Genomic DNA, 21,505 nt, shown 5'->3' on the forward strand with positions numbered 1-21,505 from the left:
GGTGACAGCTTTTTATTGAAATTTTTTTTCAATAATCAGCACAGCGTCGCAAAACGGCGCTTGCTTCAGCCAGCGAGCATCGGATAGGTGAACAAACCGAAATGCAGCAGGTTCAGGCCGAAATGCGTGGCGATCGCCGCGCCGAGCCCGCCAAAACGGTAGGCCAGACCATAGCCGACACCCGCCAGACCCGCCAGTAACACCCACGTCCAGCCCGCGCCGGCATGCACCAGACCAAACAGCAGCGAGGCCAGCAGCAGGGCGAGGTTTTCACCGTACGGCAGGTGTTTGAAGCGCTGGCTGAGGCCGCCCTGTATATAGCCGCGAAACAGCGCTTCCTCGACCAAAGTCACCAGCAGCAGGTTGTTCAGCACCCACAGCCACGCCTGATCCGGCCACTTCGGCGCCCAGGCAATCACACCCAGCAACAGCGCACCGCCAAGGGCCAGAACTGCGCTCAGCGTCAGGGCGAGGGCGGTGGCGTACACGCTCAGACGTAACGAACGTCGCCCGACAATCCACGGGCAGACCAGCAACAGCCAGAAGCCAATCAGTGGTTTGTCGAGATTCAGGTACATCGAAAACGGCACGGCGTTGTCGGTGAAGCGCTGCGGGTCGATGGCGCGACCGTTGGCGAAACCCGGCAGCCAATGCAGGGCCAGCGCCAAAGCCAGCACGATAAACAGGCCATGGCCGAGAAAACGTGCGACCGGCACCTGTTGTTGGCGCACGGCAAAGCCTGCGAATACCAGCAGGCCAACGGAAATCAACGCCAGCCAGCCAAGGTGACCGTAACTCAGCGCCCATCCGTAACCGAGGCTGAGAAGCGCCAGATAGAGCCATGGCAAAGCCTTCATCGAAAGTCCCTGTGCAAATTTTGTGGAAGGGCTTTCTACACGGGTGGGGGCGTGGGGACAAGTGAAGGTGTGGTGGCAAACCGGGACAGTGCGCGAACCTGTGACCAACACTGGTCCCCTGTGGGAGCTGGCTTGCCAGCGATGAGGCCTGCACAGCCGACATCTTCATCGACTGGTCCACCGCTATCGCTGGCAAGCCAGCTCCCACAGGGTTTTGTGGATGGCTGGGAATCAGTGCAGGTTAAGTTTCGCGGCCACACGCTCGGTGATTTCCGTGCGCAGCTTCAGCGATGGCGCGGCGCGCAAACGGGCCTCATCGACAATCGCCCCCGGCGCAGTCTCCGGGCTGCCCGCGTTGAACGGCGGCGCCGGCGCATATTCCAGTTGCAACTGGATCAGTTGCGCGGTGTCGGCATCCACCAACTCAGCCGCCAACACCAAGGCAAAATCGATCCCCGCCGTAATCCCGCCGCCGGTAAACAGATTGCCGTCACGCACCACCCGATCCTTCACCGCGATCGCGCCCAGCGTCGGCAGCAGATCGTGATACGCCCAATGCGTGGTCGCGCGTTTGCCTTGCAGCAGGCCCGCGGCGCCGAGCACCAGCGAACCGGTGCACACCGATGTCACGTACTTCGCCTGAGCAGCCTGACGCTTGATGAAGTCCAGCGTCACTAGGTCTTCCATCAACGCCCCAACGCCACCACCGCCGGGCACACAGATCACATCCAGATTGGGACAATCCTCAAACGTGATGGTCGGTTTCAGCAGCAGGCCGGTGCTGGCGGTGACCGGCATCAGATCCTTCCAGATCAGATGCACCTGCACGCCCGGCAACGAGGCGAGCACGTCGTACGGCCCGGTCAGGTCGAGTTGCTGAACCTGCGGAAACAATAGAAAACCGATCTGCAGCGTCATTGTTCTTGCTCCATGAAAAGGGGTGGACGGCTTCACTGTAGGCGCGTAGGTTCTGGCGCATACGCCAATCACCCCACGAATTACGCCAAATGCCCAAAGCCATCCACGTACTCGCGTTTGCCAACATGCAGATTCTCGACGTCACCGGGCCGTTGCAGGTATTCGCTTCGGCCAACGACATCGCCCGTCAGCGCCTTTTGCCCATTCCGTATGCGCCGAGCGTGATTGCCAGCGGCGGCGGGGCGGTGATGTCGTCGGCTGGTCTGGCGGTGTTGGCCGAACCGTTGCCCGAAGCGCCCAGCGACACATTGATCATCGCCGGTGGCTGGGGCATCTATCCGGCGGCTGAAGACATGGCGCTGGTGGATTGGGTGCGCGAACACGCCGCCAAATGTCGACGCGTGGCCTCGGTCTGCACTGGCGCGTTTTTGCTGGCAGCCAGCGGCTGGCTTGACGGTCGCCGAGTCGTCACCCACTGGACCCGCTGCGAACAACTGGCGCAGCAGCACCCAAAACTGCAAGTCGAGGCCAATCCGATCTTCATCAACGACGGCCCGGTCTGGACCTCGGCAGGTGTCACCGCCGGCATCGACTTGGCTCTGGCGATGGTCGAAGAAGATCTGGGCAGCGACATCGCGCTGGACGTCGCCCGCCATCTGGTGGTGTTCCTCAAGCGCCCCGGTGGGCAATCGCAGTTCAGCGTGACCCTGTCACTGCAGAATCAGGGCAATCGGTTTGATGAACTGCACGCGTGGATCGCCGAAAACCTGACCTGCGATCTTGGCGTGCCGACCCTTGCCGAGCAGGCGGGCATGAGCGAACGCAGTTTCGTCCGCCATTATCGTGCCGACACCGGCCAGACCCCGGCGCGGGCGATTGAACTGATCCGTGTCGAGACGGCGCGGCGCTTGCTCAGCGACACCGGCCTGCCGGTGAAACGGATCGCGGCCAATTGCGGATTTGGCAGTGAAGAAACCTTGCGCCGTAGCTTTCTACGGGCGATTGGCGTGACGCCGCAGGCGTATCGCGAGCGGTTTTCGCTCAGCACTGCAGTAGATCCGGTAATGCCTTGAGCATTTCCGGCGGGGCTATCTCCGGGTTCAGATAGACTGCACAGCTAATTCTGCCGACCGACTTCAAGGACGATGCATGTCACTCAAATCGCTGCTTGCTCTGCTGGTATTCGTCGCGATGCTGGCTGGTTGTGCTTCACCGCCACCGTCACTGCCGGACACCCCGCAACGCCGTGAACTGATGGAGCGCATGTTTGCCAAGTCGACGATCATGCTGTCGTTCAAGGAACTCGACGCACGCGCCGCCGCCGAGCCGGGCGAACCAAAACGCCAAATCTCTGCAGATGAGGCAGTGGCCAAGCATAAACAACAAATGAATGTCGACCTGCCAGCCGCGTACTGGCAGCAGCGCCGCGCCAACCTGGCGCAACTGATCGATGCCAGGGCCAAGGGCGAAGCTATCGGCCTGGCGGCTTATAAAGCGAAGTACTTCGAACAGTTGTCCCAGGCGCCGACACCTATGCTCACGGCGCTGGCCAATGCGCCGAGGATGGACGCGCTGCCAGAGTTTGCGCTGGTGCTGCCCAATGATCATCAACTCAGTTACTTCTACTTGATCACCGTCGCGGATGAGACGTTCTGGGAAATTGAGCAGTTTTACCAGCACATGGCCGATCTGGATGCCCAGTACGGCGTCTGCGCGCTGTTCCCGGATTGCTACCGAGCGGACTTCCGTACGGCTAAGCCTCGGCTTCCGCCATCTGATTAAAGTACTTCGTCCGGTCCGGGGTAAACGTCACCACCATCTTCGTCCGCGAGCACGTCAGCGAACGCTCTTCACTCAAATCAATATTCAGATCCTCGCCGCGCAAGCCTTGCCACTGCGCCAGGTATTTCAGCGAGCCGTATTTTTCGAGCTTTTTCAGGCTGCGACTCACGCCACCTTTCCAGCCGAGCACCGGCAGTTCACCGTCGAGGCACTGTTGGGCGATATGGGGGAAACGCGCGGCGCGCTGTCGGCCGACTTCCCAGCATTTGATCAGACCCTGGTCGGCAGCTTCCCAGAGCTGGGTGCGGGTCAGGCCCGTGCGAAGAGGGGCGGCGATGTTGCGCTGGACGTGCTGGCTCATTCTGGTTCCTTGAATTCGGGTTTTGTTGGACAGCTCCGCTGTGCCCGTTGCGGTGGATGGTAGGGGCGGATGTAACCGCTGGCAACAAGGTATTTCGGGGTGTAAGTGCAAGTTACGAGGGGAGCTTGGCGTGGTGTTTGTGAGTTTTTTGCGGGCATTGATTTACACAAAGTGTCGCCGCAGGTAACCGCTGCAAGGCCCAGCGCCGAAACTCGGCGCTGGGTGATGTGTGTGGCGTGTAGGCCGGCTTCCCACAAGAGGCGTTTAAAATGCGATTTATCTGACAGACGCTGACGAAGAATCGGACGAGTTCAAGGCTGCCACTCACTCTTTTCCCCGCTCAAACGCCGATCCAGAAAACTCGCCGCGCTGATCAACGCCAGATGCGTCAATGCCTGTGGGGTATTGCCCAAGTGCCGGCCATGGGCGTCGAACTCTTCGGCGTAAAGGCCCAGCGGATTGGCATAGCGCAGCAATTGCTCAAACTCCAGATGGGCTTTTTCCACCTGCCCCGCGCGAGCCAGGCATTCGACATACCAGAACGAGCACGCAGCGAAGGCGCCTTCGGTGCCGGCCAGGCCATCGATATTGCTGTCGTCATTGCGATAGCGGTAAACCATGCCGTCGCGCACCAGGGTCTTTTCGATGGCCGCGAGGGTCGCGAGCCAACGCGGATCCTTGGCGCTGACGAAACGCACCAGCGGCATCAACAACATCGAGCCATCCAGCGCCGTGCCGCCCTTGTACTGGACGAAATGCCCGCGCTCCTCGTTCCAGAAGTTGTCCCAGATGTCGGCGTAAATCGCCTGCCGGGTCTTGTCCCATTGCGCAAACGGGGCCGGCAGCGAGCGTTTCGAAGCCAGGCGAATGGCCCGGTCCAGCGCCACCCAGCACATCAGCCGCGAGTGCAGAAAATGATGTTGCTCACCGCGCATTTCCCAAATGCCGACGTCCGTGGTCTGCCAGGTTTCACAGACTTGATCGACCACTTCGCGCACGTGTCGCCAGCCCTCGTGGGAAATCGCGTCGCCATATTTGTTGACCAGATACACCGCGTCCATCAGTTCGCCGAAGATGTCGAGCTGGATCTGATCGTACGCGCCATTGCCGATGCGCACCGGTTGCGCGCCGCCGTGTCCGGACAGATGGGTCAGTTCGGTTTCCGGCAATTCCTGTTGCCCGTCAATGGCGTACAAAATATTCAGTTTCATCGGTTGCCCGTGGCAATCGCTGACCCGTCCGCGCAGCCAGCCCATGTAGTCGTTGGCTTCGCCGACAAAGCCCAGACGCATGAACGCGTACACCGTGAACGAGGCGTCGCGGATCCACGTGTAGCGGTAATCCCAGTTGCGCTCGCCGCCCGGCGTTTCCGGCAGACCGAAGGTGGCGGCGGCGAGAATCGCGCCGTGTTTGCGCGAGGTCAGCAACTTGAGCGCAAGGGCTGAACGGTTGACCATTTCGCGCCAGCGTCCACGATAGAGTGACTGCCCGAGCCAGTCGCGCCAGAACTTCAGCGTGCGCTCCATGCACAATTGCGCAGCGCCTTCCTCGAAGCGCGGATCGTCTTCGCCGCCGAGCAGAAACGCGGCTGTCTGATCCTGTTTCAAGGTAAATGAGGTTACCGCTGCGTCGGTCTCGATGTGCAGTGGTTGATCCGAGGTCAGCCGCATCGATGGCTGGCCATCGGCACTGAAGATCACCGCTTGCTGGTCCATCCGCGCGCGGGTGGCGGCGCGGGCATAGTCATGGCGCACCGCGCAACGCACGTGGAAGGTCGCTTCACCGCTGACCACGCGCACCCGGCGCATCAGCAACGGCAAATCGTCTGCGTTATCGGCGATCGGCAGCAGGTCGGTGACCTCGACTACCGCGCGCTCACTCAGCCAGCGAGTTTGCAGAACATTGGTGTCTGGCAGGTAAATCTGCTCGCGGCGGGCATCGGGCAGGTCTGGCGCCAACTGGAAAATTCCCGCGTCGGGGGTGTCCAGCAACGAACAGAAAATCGACGGGCTGTCGAACTCCGGCCAGCAGAAAAAATCCACGCTGCCACGGTCGTTGATCAGTGCCGCACTGCGCATGTCGCCGATGATGCCGTGGGCGTCGATCGGGCTTTGTCGTTCCAGGTGATGCTCAGCCATTGCCGCGAAACTCCGGATAGAGGCTCATGCCGCCGTCGATGAACAGGGTGGTGCCAACGATGTAATCGGAGGCGTCGGAGGCGAGAAAGACCAGCGCATTGGCGACGTCTTCAGCATCGCCGATGCGTCCGTAGGGAATCAGCTCAAGCAGCTTTTCGCCGGCAGCGCCTTCAGTGGCGTCTTGATTGATCGCCGTGCGAATGGCCCCCGGCGCAATGCCGTTGATACGAATGCGTTGGTGGCTGACTTCCTGCGCGAGGGTCTGCATCAGTTGGTCGACGCCGCCCTTGGACGCGGCGTAATTGACGTGACCGGCCCAGGGAATGCGCTGGTGCACCGAACTCATGTGGATGATCTTGCCGGCCGCACGGGACACGCCTTCACGAATGCCTTGGCGATTGAAGATGCGCAGGGCAGCGCGGGCGCAGAGGAACTGCCCAGTGAGGTTGACGCCGATCACTGCGTTCCAGTCGTCCAGCGACATATCCACAGCGGCGGCGTCTTTTTGCATACCCGAGTTGGCCACCAGAATGTCCAGTGAACCGAAGGCATCGAGGGTTTCGGTGAACAGCCGTTCAACCTCGTCTTCCTTTGATACGTCGGCGCGGATGGCGATGGCTCGGCCACCATCGGCAATGATCTGTCGGGCCAGTGCCTCGGCTGGTTCTGCCTGCCGGTTGTAGTTGATGATTACTGCGGCGCCGGCGGCGGCGAGGGCTTTTGCGCACGCGTGGCCGATGCCGGAACTGGCGCCGGTGATCAGGGCTGTTTGTCCGGTGAGGGAGATGTGCATGCGGGGTCTCGCCTTGAGTGAGGGCTTATAAAGCTGACTGGTGGCGAGCGATGAGAGTTCAGCTCGAAGATCAAAAGATCGCAGCGTGCCGCAGCTCCTACATGGAATGCGATCTCCAGTAGGAGCTGCGGCACGCTGCGATCTTTTGATCTGCAAGGCCTTCACATTCCACCAACAATTCCTCGCTTCCACGCCTCGCGACCCTATGGCAACTTGGCGGCCCTTGACGAGGCTGCAACCCATGGCAAACCCCTACCGCGAATTGTTCAACGCCCCCGGTGCACGCAATTTTGTGCTGGCCGGAATGATCGCGCGCATGCCGATCTCCATGACCGGTATCGGCGTGATCACCATGCTCTCGCAGTTGAAGGGCGGGTATGCGCTGGCCGGTGCGGTGGCGGCGACGTTCGCCCTGGCAACGGCGTTCTGTGCGCCACAGGTTTCGCGGCTGGTTGATCGCTTCGGTCAGGGGCGGATTCTGCCGGTATCGGCATTGATCGGCGGCGGGGCGCTGTTGATGTTGCTGCTGTGCACGCGTTTGCAGGCACCGACCTGGACGCTGTTCGTCTTCGCCGCGCTGGCCGGGTGCATGCCGAGCATGTCGGCGATGGTGCGGGCGCGCTGGACGGAAATCTATCGCGGCCAGCCACAACTGCAGACGGCGTACGCGCTGGAGTCGGTACTCGATGAAGTCTGCTTTATTGTCGGTCCGCCGCTGTCGGTGGGCTTGTGCGTGGCGGTGTTCCCCGAGGCCGGGCCGCTGGCGGCGCTGTTGGCGCTGGCGATCGGCGTGACGGCGTTTGTCGCTCAGCGCAGCACCGAGCCGCCGGTGCATCCGCACGCCCTCGAGCACCACGGCTCAATCATTGGTTCGACGGACATTCAGCTGTTGCTGGCGTTAATGATCGCCATGGGCGTGATCGTCGGTGTGGTCGATGTCGTCAGCGTCGCGTTCGCTCAGCAACAGGGGCAACCGGCGGCGGCGAGCATTGTGCTGTCGGTGTATGCCATCGGTTCGTGTCTGGCCGGGATTGCGTTTGGGGCGATGCGCTCGAAACTGCCGTTGCCGCAATTGTTTCTGTATGGCGGGGTGGCGACGGCCGTGACGACGCTGCCACTGTTGCTGGCGAGCAATATTATCGGCCTCGCGCTGGCAGTATTCATTGCCGGCCTGTTCTTCGCGCCAACCTTGATTGTCGCGATGGCACTGGTCGAACGCATTGTGCCGCCGGCCAAGCTCACCGAAGGGCTGACCTGGCTGGTGACTGGTTTGAGTATCGGCGTTGCCATTGGCGCCGCTGGTTCGGGCGCGCTGGTCGATGCTTTCGGCGCACGCAGCGGCTTTTGGTTGGCGATTGCTGCCGGGGCAGTAGTCCTCGCGTCGGCGGTGCAGAGTTTCCATCATCTGAAGTGATCGGCCAACCGACTAATTCCCGCGTCACCTCATCCGTTCTCTTTTACAGATAACCCTATTGAGGTAAACGCGGTGACAAAGCTGACACTGCTGTGCCTGCCCTATTCGGGCGCCAGCGCCATGGTCTACAGCCGCTGGCGGCGCCAACTGCCGTCGTGGTTGCACCTGCAACCGGTGGAATTGCCCGGGCGCGGTGCCCGATTCGACGAACCCCTGCAAATCGACATGCGTGCGCTGGCCCGGCAATTGGCCCGCGAGCACAAGTCCGGCTTGCAAACGCCTTACGCGCTGTTCGGGCATAGCCTCGGTGCGCTGCTGGCGTGCGAACTGGCACATGCTTTTCGCGAGCTCGGTGCGCCGGAGCCGGTGGCGCTGTTCGCTTCCGGCACGGCCGCGCCGACCCTGCGCAGTGACTATGATCGCGGCTTTGCCGAAGCGCGCAGCGATGAGGAATTGATCGATCAACTGCGCACTTTTCAGGGCACCAGTGAAGAAGTGCTGGCCAATAAAGAGCTGATGAGCCTGACCCTGCCGGTGCTGCGCGCCGACTTCATGATGTGCGGGCGTTTCACGCCGGCGCAGCGGCCCTTGCTCAATTGTCCGGTGCATGTGCTGGGCGGCAAGGAAGACCGCGCGACCACTGAGCAACTGATCGGCTGGAGCAAGGAAACCCTGGGCAGTTTTTCCGTGGACATGATGACCGGTGGGCACTTCTTCATTCATGAGCACGAAGCCCGGGTCATTCGCACGATCAAGACCCATCTGGAAGTCCATCACCGCCGTCATGCCCAGGCAGCGGCGCCGGCCTTTTAGCGCGGTTCACCTATCGAGTGATTACAGGAGGCCAGTCATGGCTGTTGCTGTGGGATTTTCCGTTCGGCCACTGCTGCCGCAACGGGGGCGCTTGCCGTTGTTGGTGGAAGCGACCGATGCGGACACTGACTTGCTGGCAGTGTTCGATGAATTGAAAGAACTGGTGGACGAGCATCTGCTGCGCGACGGCGGGGTACTGTTTCGCGGTTTCCGTCTGAACGGTGCCGAACAGTTCCGGCAGTTCGCGGCGAGTTTTGGCCATCCGCTGTTGAACTATGAATTCGGCTCGACGCCGCGCACCAACGTGACGCAGGGCGTGTACACCTCGACCGAATACCCGGCGCACCAGAGCATTCCGCTGCACAACGAGCAGGCCTACTCCCGCGACTGGCCGATGAAAATCTGGTTCTACAGCATGATCGCGGCAAAGTCCGGTGGCGAGACGCCGATTGCCGACAGCCGTGAAGTCTATCGGCGTATTCCCGCGGCGATTCGCGAGCGCTTCGTCAGCAAAGGGCTGATGTATGTGCGCAACTTCGGCAACGGGTTGGATGTGGCCTGGGAAGATGTCTTCGACACTGACGATCGCGAGGTCGTCGAGGCCTACTGCAAGGCCCACGGCATTGTCTGCGAATGGAAGGATGACGGTGAACTGCGCACCCGTCAGACCTGTCAGGCGGTGGCGGTCCATCCGGTGACCGGTGACAACGTCTGGTTCAATCAGGCGCACCTGTTCCACATTTCCAACCTGCAAGCGGAAGTGCGTGAAAGCCTGCTGGACATTGTCGACGAAGAAGACTTGCCGCGTAACGTTTACTACGGTGACGGCTCGGCGATTGAAGACGAGGTGCTGGCGCAGATTCGCGCGGTGCTCGATGAGTGCGCGATCAGCTTTCCCTGGCAGGAGGGCGATGTGCTGATGCTCGACAACATGCTCTCGGCGCACGCGCGTTCGCCGTTCGAAGGTCCGCGTAAAGTGATTGTCGCCATGGCTGAAGGGCATTCACAGGGTCCGCTCTGAGCAATTCCCACGTCTGTTGGTAAAGCTGCCGAAGCCGGTCTCGTACCGGCTTCGGCATTTGTGTGTCTACCGTCGAGCCGCTGTTGCGCCAGCGCGCTAAATCATCGCGTTTGTCATTCGTTCTTGTTGATACGACCGGGTCTCCTGGTCACGCCGCCGATCAGCAAGGACCCCATGCATGAATGCCGCAGACGCCCAGAAACTAGCCCGTCGTTTTATCGAACTGCCACAGGACAAACGCCGTTTGTTCCTCGCCGGTATGGCCCGTGAGGGCATCGATTTTGCGCAGCTGCCCATGACTGCCTGTGACGGGATCGCCGAGCGAGACGGACTTTCGTATGCCCAGCAGCGGATGTGGTTTCTCTGGCAACTGGACCCGCACAGCGCTGCTTACAACTTGCCAATGGCGGTACGTCTTACGGGAGACTTGCAAGCGCAGGCGCTGGAGCAGGCGTTCAGTCAGTTGGCGGCGCGGCACGAGTGCTTGCGCACCACCTTCGGTCAGGATGGTGAGCGCGCGGTTCAGCGCGTCGCTGAACCGCAGCCGTTGAAACTGGCGATCAGCGATCTCAGTGCGGTGCCCGAAGCCCAGCGCTGGCCGCTGGCGCAACAGCACATGATGGCTGAGGCCGGTCAAGCCTTTGATCTGGAGAATGGCCCGCTGCTCAGTCTGCGCCTGTTGCGCCTGGCCGAGCAGGAGCATGTGTTGCTGCTGACCTTGCACCACATCATCGCCGATGGCTGGTCGATGAACATTCTCATCGATGAGTTCATGCGCATCTATGACGCACGGGTGGCGGGGCGCGAGCCGTCGTTGCCGGCGCTCACCGTGCATTACCGCGATTACGCGTTGTGGCAGCGTAGTTGGCTGGAGGCCGGTGAGCGCGAGCGTCAGCTGGATTACTGGCGCACGCAATTGGGCGACGAGCATCCGGTGCTGGAGCTGCCGACCGATCGTGCCTATCCGGCGCAATCCAGTCATCAGGGCGCGCGTCTGGAAACGGTGATCGACGCAGCGCTGCGTCAGGAGCTGAAAAGCCTTGCCCAGCGTCAGGGCGTGACACTGTTTGTGGTGTTGCTGGCCGCGTTCAAAACGTTGCTGCATCGCTACAGCGGCCAGACCGATATTCGCGTTGGCGGGCTGATCGCCAACCGCACCCGCAGCGAAACCGAAGGGCTGATCGGCTTCTTCGTCAACACGCAGATCCTGCGCAGCGAAGTCACCGCGCAAACACGTTTTGCCGATCTGTTGCAGAACCTGCGTCAGGCCGCACTCGGCGCGCAGGTTCATCAGGATCTGCCGTTCGACGCCTTGATCGAAGCCTTGCAACCGGCGCGCAGCCAAAGCCACAACCCGCTGTTCCAGGTGATGTTCAACCACCAGCCGCTGGTGACCGACTTGCAGCACGTGCAACTCGAGTCCGGTTTGCAGGTGGGCTATTTGACTGAGGAGCAATTGGCCGGCAGCGGTCGCCAACATGCCGCCACCAGCGACCTGATGCTCGACACCCGCGAGGAGGGCGAGCAGTTGTTCGCGGCCTTCACCTACGCCACCGATATTTTTGATGCCGCAACCATCGCTGCGATGGCCGGGCATTGGCGCAACATCCTCGCGTCCGTGTGCCGTGATCCGCAGCAAATCGTCGGCGAAGTCGAACTGCTGGCGGAGACTGAACGTGCACAACTGATTCAAGTCACCAAGGCAGAACCGGTTTTCGCCAGTGTGCAGACCCTGTTCGAAGCGCAGGTGGCGCGCACGCCGCAGGCAGCGGCGGTGATTCTCGCGACCAAGCCGTCGCCGTCACTCAGCTATGCCGAGTTGAACACCCGCAGCAATCGTCTGGCCCATCAGTTGCGCACTCGCGGTGTCGGCCCTGACGTGCTGGTCGGCGTGGCGCTGGGGCGCTCGCTGGAACTGGCAGTGGCATTGCTGGCGGTGCTCAAGGCCGGCGGCGCTTACGTGCCGCTGGATCCGCAGACACCGGCCGAACGTTTGCGCCACGTGCTCGATGACAGTGGCCTGAAACTGCTGCTGACCGATCGCGAAAGCCTCGTCAGCCTGCCGGATCTGGATGACGTCGATTGCCTGTGTCTGGAGCAGTTGGCCGACAGTGATCCTGCCGACAATCTGCCTGTGACGGTCGCCGCGCAAAACCTCGCCTACGTGATCTACACCTCAGGCTCGACCGGCCGCCCGAAAGGCGTCGCGGTCAGTCATGGCGCGTTGAGCGAGTTCATCGCCCGCGCCATCGATTACAGCGACTTGCGCGAAGGCGATCGCGTTTTGCAGTTCGCCACCAGCAGCTTCGACGGCTTTGTCGAGCAGTTTTTCCCGCCGCTGTGTCACGGTGCCGCAGTCGTCCTGCGTGATGCGCGGTTGTGGGACAGCGCGGCGTTGCATCAGGTCATTGTCGAACATGGCATCACCCTGGCTGATCTGCCGGCCGCTTATTGGTATTGGCTGGTGCAGGAATACGCCGCTAATCCACCGGCCGGTTTCGCTGCGCTGCGGCAGATTCACGTCGGCGGCGAGGCGATGGCGGTAGACGGTTTGCGCCTGTGGCAACAGGCCGGTTTGGGCCATGTGCGCTTGCTCAACACCTACGGGCCGACCGAAGCCACGGTGGTTTCGACCATTCACGACTGCACCGCGCTGACGGCCGACGCCGTGTCGTGGCGCGGCATCCCGATCGGCCACGGTCTCGACGCACGCCGCCTGTACGTGCTCGACGATGATTTGAACCTGCTGCCACAAGGCGCGGTGGGCGAGTTGTACATCGGCGGGCCTGGCCTGGCGCGGGGTTATCACCGTCAGCCGACCCTCAGCGCCGAGCGCTTTATCGCCGACCCGTTCGCCGACGGCCAGCGCCTGTACCGCACCGGCGACCGCGCGCGACTGCGACCTGACGGCGCGGTGGAGTACATCGGCCGGGTCGATCATCAAGTGAAGATTCGCGGTTTCCGCATCGAACTGGGCGAAATCGAATCGCGCCTGCAGCAATGCCCCGGCATCCGCGAGGCGGTGGTGCTGGCAGTTCCGCTAAGCGGTGGTTTGCAACTGGTGGCCTACGTGGTCAGCGATCCGGCGGTGCTGCAAAGTGCAGCGACGCAAACGGCGTTCCGTCAGCAAATCCGCGCGGCGCTGCAAGCCAATCTGCCGGATTACATGGTGCCGGGCCATCTGCTGTTGCTGGCAAACCTGCCGCTGACACCGAGCGGCAAACTCGATCGCAAGGCCTTGCCGGCACCGGATCCGAGTCAACTGCAAGGCGACTATCGCCCGCCGCAAACCGATACCGAACAACAACTGGCGCAAATCTGGGCAGAGGTCCTGCAAGTGGCACGGGTCGGTCTGGATGATCACTTCTTTGAATTGGGTGGCCATTCGCTGCTGGCCGCGCAGGTGATCGCGCGCATCAAAACTCAATTGGGCGTGGTGTTGCCGCTGCGCAGCCTGTTCGAGAAACCGCTGCTGGGTGAACTGGCGGGGGTGCTGGCGCAACTGGCTGACAGTGCAACGAACGACGACTGGTCCGATATGGATCAGTTCATGAATGCTTTGCAAGGAGAAGAAGTATGAGCGGCACCATGGCGGAACGTATCGCGAAGAGGTTCGTCGGCTTGCCGCTGGAACAGCGTCGGCTGTTTCTGGCCAAGCTGCGCGAGGACGGCAAGGACTTCAGCCTGTTGCCGCTGCCGGTCAGTCGGCACGATGTCGCGCCGATTCCGTTGTCGTTCGCTCAGCAGCGTCTGCTGTTTCTCTGGCAACTCGAACCGCAAAGCGCCGCCTACAACATGGCCGCCGGCCTGCGCCTGAACGGGCGTCTGGACGAAGCGGCGCTGCAGCGCTCCTTCGATCACCTGGTGGCGCGCCATGAGGTCCTGCGCACGGTGTTCCAGACTGACGGTGATCAGCCACACCAGGTCATCCTTGATCAGCAACCCCTGGCCGTGGAACGCATTGACCTGACCGGGCTGCCGCCGTCAGAGCGCGAGCAGGCGTTGGCGCAACAGGTGCAGAGCGTCACCGCACGGCCATTCGATTTGCGCCACGGGCCGCTGCTGCGCGCCAGTCTGTTTGCGCTGGCCAACGAAGAGTTCGTGCTGGTGGTGAGCATGCACCACATCGTCTCTGACGGCTGGTCGATGGACGTGATGGTCAAGGAATTCGTCCAGTGCTATCAGGCGTTCAGCCTCGAACGCGAGCCGCAATTGCCAGCGCTGGCGCTGCAATACGCCGACTACGCGATCTGGCAACGCCGCTGGCTGGAGGCCGGCGAGGGCGAACGGCAACTCGATTACTGGCGTCAGCAACTGGGTGAAGAACACCCGCTGCTGGAAGTCGCGCCGGACTTTGCCCGGCCACTGACGCAAAGCTTCGAGGGCCAGACCCTGAGTTTTGATTTCGGTGCGCCGCTGTCCCTGCAACTCAACGCCTTTGCCCGTAGCCAGGGCATCAGTCTGTTCATGCTGGTGCTGGCTGGGTTCTCGTTGTTCCTGTCGCGGCAGGCCGGGCAGCGTGACATTCGCGTCGGCGTGCCGAATGCCAACCGTGGCCGTGCTGAAGTCGAAGGGCTGATCGGCTTTTTCGTCAACACTCAGGTGCTGCGATGCGAGGTGGATGAGCGCGGCAGTTTCGAGGATTTGCTGGCGCGGGTGCGTGAAGCCTCGTTCGGTGCGCAGGCGCATCAGGAGTTGCCGTTCGAGCAACTGGTGGACGAGTTGGTGGCAGAACGCACCTTGGGCCACAACCCGCTGTTCCAGGCCAAGTTCAACCAGAACGTCGGTATGCAGAAGCAGCGTTCGATGGCGCTGCCCGGGCTGAGCGTGGCCGAGTATCCGCTGGACAAGGATGGCACTCACTTCGATCTGGCGCTGGACATTACCGATGACGGCACGCTGATTCACGGCCAGATGACCTATGCCAGCGACCTCTATCGGGCGGAAACCGTCGAAGCTTTTGTGCCGGCCTTGCTCGGTCTGTTCAGCGAATTGCTGAAAGCGCCGCAAGCGCCGTTGCACAGTGTTGCGCAGATCTCGCCAGCGCCGCTCCCGGCACCCGCCGAACCGGCGTTGTCGGTGTTGCAGCACTGGGATCGTGAGGTCGCCCGCCAGCCTGAAGCGCTGGCTGCGCGCGACCTGAATCAGGCTTTGAGTTATCAGGTGCTGGATCAGGCGGCCAATCGGCTGGCCCATCATTTGCGCGCCCAAGGCGTGCGCGATGGGCAGCCGGTGGCGGTGCTGATGGAGCGTTCGCTGGACTGGCTGACTTCGGTGCTGGCGATCTTCAAGGCGGGTGCGGTGTACATGCCGCTGGACGTCAAAGCGCCGGACGCACGTTTGCAGCAGATGCTCGGCGCTGCGAAAGTACGGCTGCTGTTGTGCGCCGACGGCGATGCACGCGTGTCCGCGCTGGCGGTCGATGGTTGTCAGGGCATCGCCTTTGCAGCGCAGCAGTGGCAGTCCATGCCGGACACTTGCCCCGCCGTGACGCTGTGCGCGCAATCACCGGCGTATGTGATTCACACCTCCGGTTCCACCGGGCAACCGAAAGGTGTACTGGTCAGCCATGGCGCGCTGGGCAGTTATGTGCGCGGTGTGCTTGAGCGACTGGCGCCGACAGCGGACGCCAGCATGGCGCTGGTCTCGACCATCGCCGCCGACCTTGGTTTTACCGTGCTGTTCAGTGCGCTGTGTTCGGGACGACTGCTGCATGTCTTGCCGGAAGAATTGGGCTTCGATCCGGACCGGTTTGCCGAGTACATGGCCAGGCATCAAGTGGGCATGCTGAAAATCGTCCCGGGCCATCTGGCCGCGTTGCTGCAGGCCGCGCGGGCTGCCGACGTGCTACCGGAACACGCGCTGATCGTCGGCGGTGAAGCATGCTCGCCAGCGCTGGTCGAGCGCGTGCGCGAGCTCAAACCGGGCTGCCGCATCATCAACCACTACGGGCCGAGCGAAACCACGGTGGGCGTACTGGCCCATGAAGTCGGTGATCTGACCCTGACGCGCAGCGTACCGGTCGGTAGCGCACTGGCCGGCGCTCACGTTTACGTGCTCGACGATGTGCTGAACAACGTTGCCGATCAGGTGGCCGGCGAGTTGTACATCGGTGGTGACAGCGTCGCGCTGGGCTACCTGAATCAGCCAGGGCTGACCGCCGAGCGCTTCCTGCCGGATCCGTTCGGCGCGCCGGGTGCGCGGGTGTATCGCAGCGGCGACCGAGTACGCCGCAATCGTCAGCAAACGGTGGAGTTCATCGGCCGCGCCGACGATCAGGTCAAGGTGCGCGGTTATCGCGTGGAGCCGGCGGAAGTCGCGCGGGTGTTGCTGGGCCTGGACGGCGTCAGCGAAGCGGCGGTGCTGGCGCTGGCACTGGATGACGACCCGACGCGTCTGCAACTGGTTGCGTGGTGTGTACCAACGGCGGGGCTGACCTTGCAGGCGCAGGCGCTGCGCGAGCAATTGCAGGCGTGCCTGCCGGACTACATGGTTCCCACACAGATTGTGTTACTGGAAACATTGCCGCTGACGGCCAACGGTAAGCTCGACAAACGTGCCTTGCCGGTGCCGGGCGTGGTCACTCAACACTTCGTCGCACCAGTGGGTGAAATCGAAGAAAAACTCGCGGCGATCTGGGCCGACGTGCTCAAACTGGAGCGCGTGGGCAGCACCGACAACTTCTTCGAACTGGGCGGCGACTCGATCCTCAGCCTGCAAATCATCGCTCGCGCCAAACGCCAGGGCATCAAGCTGAGCCCCAAGCAACTGTTCGAAAAACAGACCATCGGCCAACTGGCCGCTGTGGCCAAGCTGATCGAAGCCAAACCCGTCACGGCTGCGGTACCGGCCGCTCGCGGACCGTTGCCATTGCTGCCGATTCAGGCACGGTTCTTCGCAACCGCGATTGCCCAGCGTCAGCACTGGAACCAGTCGGTGATGCTGCAGCCGACCACACCGCTCGACGCCGCGCCTCTGCGCACAGCGCTGGCGGCGCTGATCGAACAGCACGAAGCATTGACGCTGAATTTCCAGGCCAGCGGTGATGTCTGGCAGGCAATGCCGCAGACCCAGCGTGATCCGGAGCTGTTATGGGTACGCGAACTTGCCAGCGTGGACGCTTTGCCGGCACTCGCCGACGACGCCCAGCGCAGTCTCGATCTGCAGCAAGGGCGTTTGGTGCGGGCGGTGCTGGTGAACCTGCCGAACGCTGAGCAACGCCTGTTGCTGGTTATTCATCACTTGGTGGTGGATGGCGTGTCGTGGCGCATTCTGCTGGAAGATCTGCAGCACGCTTACACTGCGCTGGCGGCGGGCACGCCGCTGGTCTTGCCGGGCAAAAGCAGCTCGCTGCACAGTTGGGCCGAACATCTGCATCGTTACGGGCAGAGTGAGGTGCTGGCCGCTGAAAGTGGTTACTGGCGGCAAACCCTGGAGGCGAGCGACGCGCAACTGCCACGCGATTTCCCCCAGGACACCCAGACCCGCGAACAGGCGGGCCGCGCCAGCTCGCGCCTGAGCCAGACACTGACCCACAAACTGCTGAAAGTGGCGCCAGCGGCGTATCGCACGCAGATCAACGACCTGCTGCTGGCGGCCCTGGCGCGGGTGTTGTGTGACTGGAGCGAACAGCCTTCGGTACTGATTCAGCTCGAAGGTCATGGCCGTGAGGACCTGTTCGACGACATCGACCTGAGCCGCACCGTGGGCTGGTTCAGCAGCTTGTTCCCGGTGCGCCTGACACCCGAAGCTACGCCGGGTGCGTCCCTCTGCGCGATCAAGGAGCAATTGCGTGCGGTGCCGGGCAAAGGCATCGGATTTGGAGTGTTGCGTTACCTGAGCCAATCCGCCGAGTTGCAGGGATTGCCGCAGCCGCGCGTGACCTTCAACTACCTCGGCCAGTTCGACGGTGCGTTCAACGCCGACGCCGGCGCGCTGTTCGTGCCGAGTGGTGAAAGCACCGGCGCCAATCAGGACGCGGCTGCACCGTTGGGTAACTGGCTGAGCGTTGATGGTCAGGTCTATGGCGGTGAGCTGGAATTGACCTGGACCTTCGGCACCGGCATGTATCGCACAGAAACGGTCGAGGCGCTGGCCGAGGCCTATCGTCGTGAGCTGGAGCGTTTGATCGAGCATTGCTGCGACAGTGGCGAGGCGGCTGTGACGCCGTCGGACTTCAGTCTGGCAACACTGACCCAGGCACAGCTGTCGGCGCTGCCGATCCCGGCCCGCGACATCGTCGACCTCTATCCGTTGTCGCCGATGCAGCAGGGCATTCTGTTCCACAGCGTCAACGATCCGGACAGCCCGGCGTACACCAATCAATTGCGCGTGGATGTGCAACGCCTCGACGCCGAGCGTTTCCGGCAGGCCTGGCAGCAAACCGTTGATGCCCACGAGATCCTGCGCACGGCATTCGTCTGGCCACAGGATGCCGCCGCAGCGGTGCAAGTGGTTCGTCAGAGTGCTCAGATGCCATGGCGCATGCAGGACTGGCGCGGTCGTGCTGACATCGGTGCGGCGCTGGAGCAACTGGCCAGCGAGGACTTGGCCAGTGGTTTCGACCTGACCGGCGCGCCGCTGTTGCGGGTGACGCTGGTGCGCACGGACGAGGCCACGCATCACCTGATTTATACCTGCCACCACATCCTCATGGACGGCTGGAGTACGTCGCAGTTGTTCGGCGAAGTGCTGCAGCGTTATGCCGGCCTGACCCCGGCGGTCGGGCAGGGGCGTTATCGCGATTACATCGAATGGCTGGGTCAGCGTGATCAGCAGGCCAGTCGTGATTTCTGGACGACGGCCCTCGCTGATCTTGATGAGCCGACGCGTCTGGCCGGTGCCTTGTCGGGCGGGCAGCACGCGGCCAGCGGTTACGCCGAACACGAGCATGTATTCAGCGAAACCTTGACGGCGGACTTGAACCGCTTCGCCCGCGAGCAGAAAGTCACCCTCAACACCTTGGTGCAAGCGGCGTGGCTGGTGCTGTTGCAGCGTTATACCGGGCAGGACCATGTGGCATTCGGCGCCACCGTCGCCGGGCGTCCGACGGATTTGCCGGGCGTCGAGCAGCAGATCGGTCTTTTCATCAACACCTTGCCGGTGGTCGCGGCGCCGTCCGCCGAGATCGTCGTCAGCCAGTGGCTGCAACAGGTGCAAGACGTCAATCTGGCCCTGCGCGAGCACGAACACACGCCGCTCTACGACATTCAGCGTTGGGCCGGTGCGGGTAACGGTGCGTTGTTCGACAGCATTCTGGTGTTCGAAAACTACCCGATGGCCGAAGCGCTGCAACAGGGCCCGGCCACGGGGCTGACGTTCTCGGCGATTCGTCGTCAGGAACAGACCAACTACCCGTTGACGCTGGTGGCGGTGACCGGGCGTGAACTGAGCCTGGGGATCAGTTACGACCGGGCCAGTTTCGATGCGGCCGCAATCAGCGGTTTGAGCGCGCAACTGCAGAGCCTGCTGACGCAGTTCCTCGCCGATGCCTCTCAGCCGTTGGGTGCGCTGCAATTGCTCGCCGAACCACAGCGTCAACAGGCCATCGCTTGGGGCAAGGCCGACGTTACGGCAACGGACGCGCGCACAGTGCTGGAACATCTCGCTGCGCAGGTGCAGCGTCAGCCACAAGCACATGCGGTGCTGTTCGCCGAGCAACGGATCGATTATCAGAGCCTCGATACCCGGGCCAATCGCCTGGCGCACCAGCTACAAACACTGGGCGTCGGGTCGGAGGTGCGGGTCGGGGTGTGCATGCGCCGCACGCCGGACATGCTCGTGGCGCTGTTGGCGATCCTCAAGGCGGGTGGCGCCTATGTGCCGCTGGATCCGGACTATCCACAGGAACGCTTGTTGCACATGCTCGACGACAGCCGCGCCGCCGTGCTGATCACCGAGCCGGCCGCACTGGCGCTGTTGCCTGAGACGTTGAGCGCGCAGGTGCTGTTGGTGGAAGAGGGCGCGTTGAGCGCGTTCTCGACAACGGCACCGCTGGTGAATGTCACTGCGCAGAATCTGGCGTATGTCATCTACACCTCCGGCTCCACCGGCAAACCGAAAGGCGTGGCCATCACCCATGGCAACCTGTCGGCGTTGATTCAATGGTCGGCCGGGGTCTATCACGAAGACCAACTGCGCGGTGTGCTGGCCTCGACGTCGATCTGCTTCGACCTGTCGGTCTGGGAAATCTTTGTCACCCTGGCCTGCGGTGGTTGCCTGGTGCTGGCGGACAATGCGCTGGCGCTGGCCGATTTGCCGGCCCGCGAACAGGTCACGCTGATCAACACGGTGCCGTCGGCGATTGCCGCGCTGCAACGTGCCGGGCAGATTCCGCATTCGGTGGCGACCATCAATCTGGCCGGCGAACCGCTCAAGCAAAGCCTGGTCGACACGCTGTACGCGAGCACGTCGGTGCAGTTGGTCTACGACCTCTACGGGCCGTCGGAGGACACCACCTATTCGACCTTCACCCTGCGCACACCCCAGGGCCAGGCGAACATCGGCCGACCGTTGCCGAACACCGTGGCCTATCTGCTCGACAGCCAGTTGCAAGTACTGCCGAGTGGCGTGCCTGCCGAGTTGTACCTGGGCGGTGCCGGTGTCACCCGGGGTTATCTGCTGCGCGCGGCACTGACCGCCGAGCGCTTTGTGCCGAATCCGTACGCCAGCAACGGCGAGCGCCTGTACCGCACTGGCGATCTGGTACGCCAGGGCAGCGATGACAACATCGAGTACATCGGCCGGGCCGACCATCAGGTGAAGATTCGCGGATTCCGTATCGAGCTCAACGAAATCGAAGCGCGGCTGCTGGAGCAGGACGAGATCCGCGAAGCTGTGGTGCTCGCGCAAGACGGTGCCGCCGGTAAACACCTGCACGCCTACGTGGTGGCGCAGGCTGTGGTCGATCAAACGGTGTGGGTGGAACGCTTGCGCAGTGCATTGGCCAGTCGCTTGCCAGCGCACATGGTGCCGGGCCACGTGCACCTGATCGACGCCATCCCGCTGACCCCCAACGGCAAGCTCGATCGCAAGGCACTGATGGCCTTGGGCGACGGCCCGGCGCAGCAGCATTACCAACCGCCGCAAAGCGATTTGCAGTGGGAAGTGGCGACGATCTGGCAGGAAGTGCTGGAGGTTGAGCAAGTGGGCCTCGCGGACAACTTCTTCCAGCTTGGCGGGCACTCGTTGCTGGCGACGCTGGTGGTGACCCGGATCAAGGAGCGTCTGGGCGACAAGGTGCCGCTCAAAGAGCTGTTCGAAACCGACACCCTCAAGGCGTTCTGTGCGCGAATCGAGGCCTTGCGCGTCGAAATGTCGCCCGTTCAGGATGAATTGGCTAAATCCCTGGAGGCCCTCAAACGTCTATCCCTCGATGATCTGGAAAAACTGATTTCTTGAGAGGGAAA

Annotated in this window: 12 protein-coding genes; 7 read left to right on the forward strand and 5 right to left on the reverse strand. The window is 62.4% G+C overall.

Annotated features, from left to right (window positions below):
* Window positions 1-65 precede the first annotated feature (65 nt).
* Both AC3IUF_RS09810 and inhA read right to left on the reverse strand, forming a co-directional pair.
* Entirely contained in the window at window positions 66-857 is a 792-nt protein-coding gene (locus AC3IUF_RS09810) for a CPBP family intramembrane glutamic endopeptidase (RefSeq protein ID WP_007917138.1), read from the reverse strand.
* Window positions 858-1,088: 231 nt separating this feature from the next.
* Window positions 1,089-1,775: an isonitrile hydratase gene (inhA, locus tag AC3IUF_RS09815; protein ID WP_414893380.1), complete on the reverse strand. Its 687-nt coding sequence runs from the start codon at window positions 1,773-1,775 to the stop codon at window positions 1,089-1,091.
* Window positions 1,776-1,864: 89 nt separating this feature from the next.
* Between inhA and AC3IUF_RS09820 the strand changes: the two genes are divergently transcribed.
* Window positions 1,865-2,848, forward strand: coding sequence for a GlxA family transcriptional regulator (locus AC3IUF_RS09820; protein WP_123374781.1), 984 nt, complete (start codon window positions 1,865-1,867; stop codon window positions 2,846-2,848).
* Window positions 2,849-2,924: 76 nt separating this feature from the next.
* Complete coding sequence (locus AC3IUF_RS09825; protein WP_007917132.1) at window positions 2,925-3,557, forward strand: hypothetical protein; 633 nt, start codon at window positions 2,925-2,927, stop codon at window positions 3,555-3,557.
* Here the strand turns inward: AC3IUF_RS09825 and AC3IUF_RS09830 are convergent.
* From AC3IUF_RS09830 to AC3IUF_RS09840, 3 genes are all read right to left on the reverse strand, one after another.
* A complete protein-coding gene (locus AC3IUF_RS09830) occupies window positions 3,529-3,918 on the reverse strand; it encodes a hypothetical protein (protein ID WP_007917131.1) in 390 nt (129 codons plus the stop codon). The genes AC3IUF_RS09825 and AC3IUF_RS09830 overlap by 29 nt on opposite strands.
* Window positions 3,919-4,229: 311 nt before the next feature.
* Window positions 4,230-6,056, reverse strand: a complete 1,827-nt coding sequence (locus tag AC3IUF_RS09835; protein ID WP_489280933.1) for a glycoside hydrolase family 15 protein — start codon at window positions 6,054-6,056, stop codon at window positions 4,230-4,232.
* On the reverse strand, window positions 6,049-6,849 hold the full coding sequence (locus tag AC3IUF_RS09840; protein ID WP_489280934.1) for a glucose 1-dehydrogenase: 801 nt from the start codon (window positions 6,847-6,849) through the stop codon (window positions 6,049-6,051). The genes AC3IUF_RS09835 and AC3IUF_RS09840 overlap by 8 nt, the downstream gene beginning before the upstream one ends.
* A 241-nt stretch (window positions 6,850-7,090) precedes the next feature.
* On the opposite strand from AC3IUF_RS09840, the gene AC3IUF_RS09845 reads away from it, so the two are divergent.
* The 5 genes from AC3IUF_RS09845 to AC3IUF_RS09865 all read left to right on the forward strand — a co-directional run bounded on the left by AC3IUF_RS09845 (window position 7,091) and on the right by AC3IUF_RS09865 (window position 21,497).
* The gene (locus tag AC3IUF_RS09845; protein WP_489280935.1) at window positions 7,091-8,263 is read left to right on the forward strand and encodes an MFS transporter; all 1,173 of its coding nucleotides are present in this window, start codon (window positions 7,091-7,093) and stop codon (window positions 8,261-8,263) included.
* 72 nt (window positions 8,264-8,335) lie between these two features.
* Window positions 8,336-9,076 carry a thioesterase II family protein gene (locus AC3IUF_RS09850; protein WP_489280936.1) on the forward strand — a complete coding sequence of 247 codons (741 nt, stop codon included), beginning with the start codon at window positions 8,336-8,338 and terminating at the stop codon, window positions 9,074-9,076.
* 37 nt (window positions 9,077-9,113) lie between these two features.
* Entirely contained in the window at window positions 9,114-10,097 is a 984-nt protein-coding gene (locus AC3IUF_RS09855; RefSeq protein ID WP_489280937.1) for a TauD/TfdA family dioxygenase, read from the forward strand.
* A gap of 178 nt (window positions 10,098-10,275) precedes the next feature.
* Window positions 10,276-13,677 carry an amino acid adenylation domain-containing protein gene (locus tag AC3IUF_RS09860; protein ID WP_489280938.1) on the forward strand — a complete coding sequence of 1,134 codons (3,402 nt, stop codon included), beginning with the start codon at window positions 10,276-10,278 and terminating at the stop codon, window positions 13,675-13,677.
* The gene (locus AC3IUF_RS09865; RefSeq protein ID WP_489280939.1) at window positions 13,674-21,497 is read left to right on the forward strand and encodes an amino acid adenylation domain-containing protein; all 7,824 of its coding nucleotides are present in this window, start codon (window positions 13,674-13,676) and stop codon (window positions 21,495-21,497) included. Before AC3IUF_RS09860 ends, AC3IUF_RS09865 begins: the two co-directional genes overlap by 4 nt.
* The last annotated feature ends 8 nt before the right edge of the window (window positions 21,498-21,505 follow it).

It is taken from the genome of Pseudomonas sp. KH_040, assembly GCF_057839305.1.

Excerpts from the sequence above, each read along its gene's own strand:
- AC3IUF_RS09810 (WP_007917138.1), bottom strand. The coding sequence starts at position 857 with ATGAAGGCTTTGCCATGGCTCTATCTGGCGCTTCTCAGCCTCGGTTAC.
- inhA (WP_414893380.1), bottom strand. The coding sequence starts at position 1,775 with ATGACGCTGCAGATCGGTTTTCTATTGTTTCCGCAGGTTCAGCAACTC.
- AC3IUF_RS09820 (WP_123374781.1), top strand. The coding sequence starts at position 1,865 with ATGCCCAAAGCCATCCACGTACTCGCGTTTGCCAACATGCAGATTCTC.
- AC3IUF_RS09825 (WP_007917132.1), top strand. The coding sequence starts at position 2,925 with ATGTCACTCAAATCGCTGCTTGCTCTGCTGGTATTCGTCGCGATGCTG.
- AC3IUF_RS09830 (WP_007917131.1), bottom strand. The coding sequence starts at position 3,918 with ATGAGCCAGCACGTCCAGCGCAACATCGCCGCCCCTCTTCGCACGGGC.
- AC3IUF_RS09835 (WP_489280933.1), bottom strand. The coding sequence starts at position 6,056 with ATGGCTGAGCATCACCTGGAACGACAAAGCCCGATCGACGCCCACGGC.
- AC3IUF_RS09840 (WP_489280934.1), bottom strand. The coding sequence starts at position 6,849 with ATGCACATCTCCCTCACCGGACAAACAGCCCTGATCACCGGCGCCAGT.
- AC3IUF_RS09845 (WP_489280935.1), top strand. The coding sequence starts at position 7,091 with ATGGCAAACCCCTACCGCGAATTGTTCAACGCCCCCGGTGCACGCAAT.
- AC3IUF_RS09855 (WP_489280937.1), top strand. The coding sequence starts at position 9,114 with ATGGCTGTTGCTGTGGGATTTTCCGTTCGGCCACTGCTGCCGCAACGG.
- AC3IUF_RS09860 (WP_489280938.1), top strand. The coding sequence starts at position 10,276 with ATGAATGCCGCAGACGCCCAGAAACTAGCCCGTCGTTTTATCGAACTG.
- AC3IUF_RS09865 (WP_489280939.1), top strand. The coding sequence starts at position 13,674 with ATGAGCGGCACCATGGCGGAACGTATCGCGAAGAGGTTCGTCGGCTTG.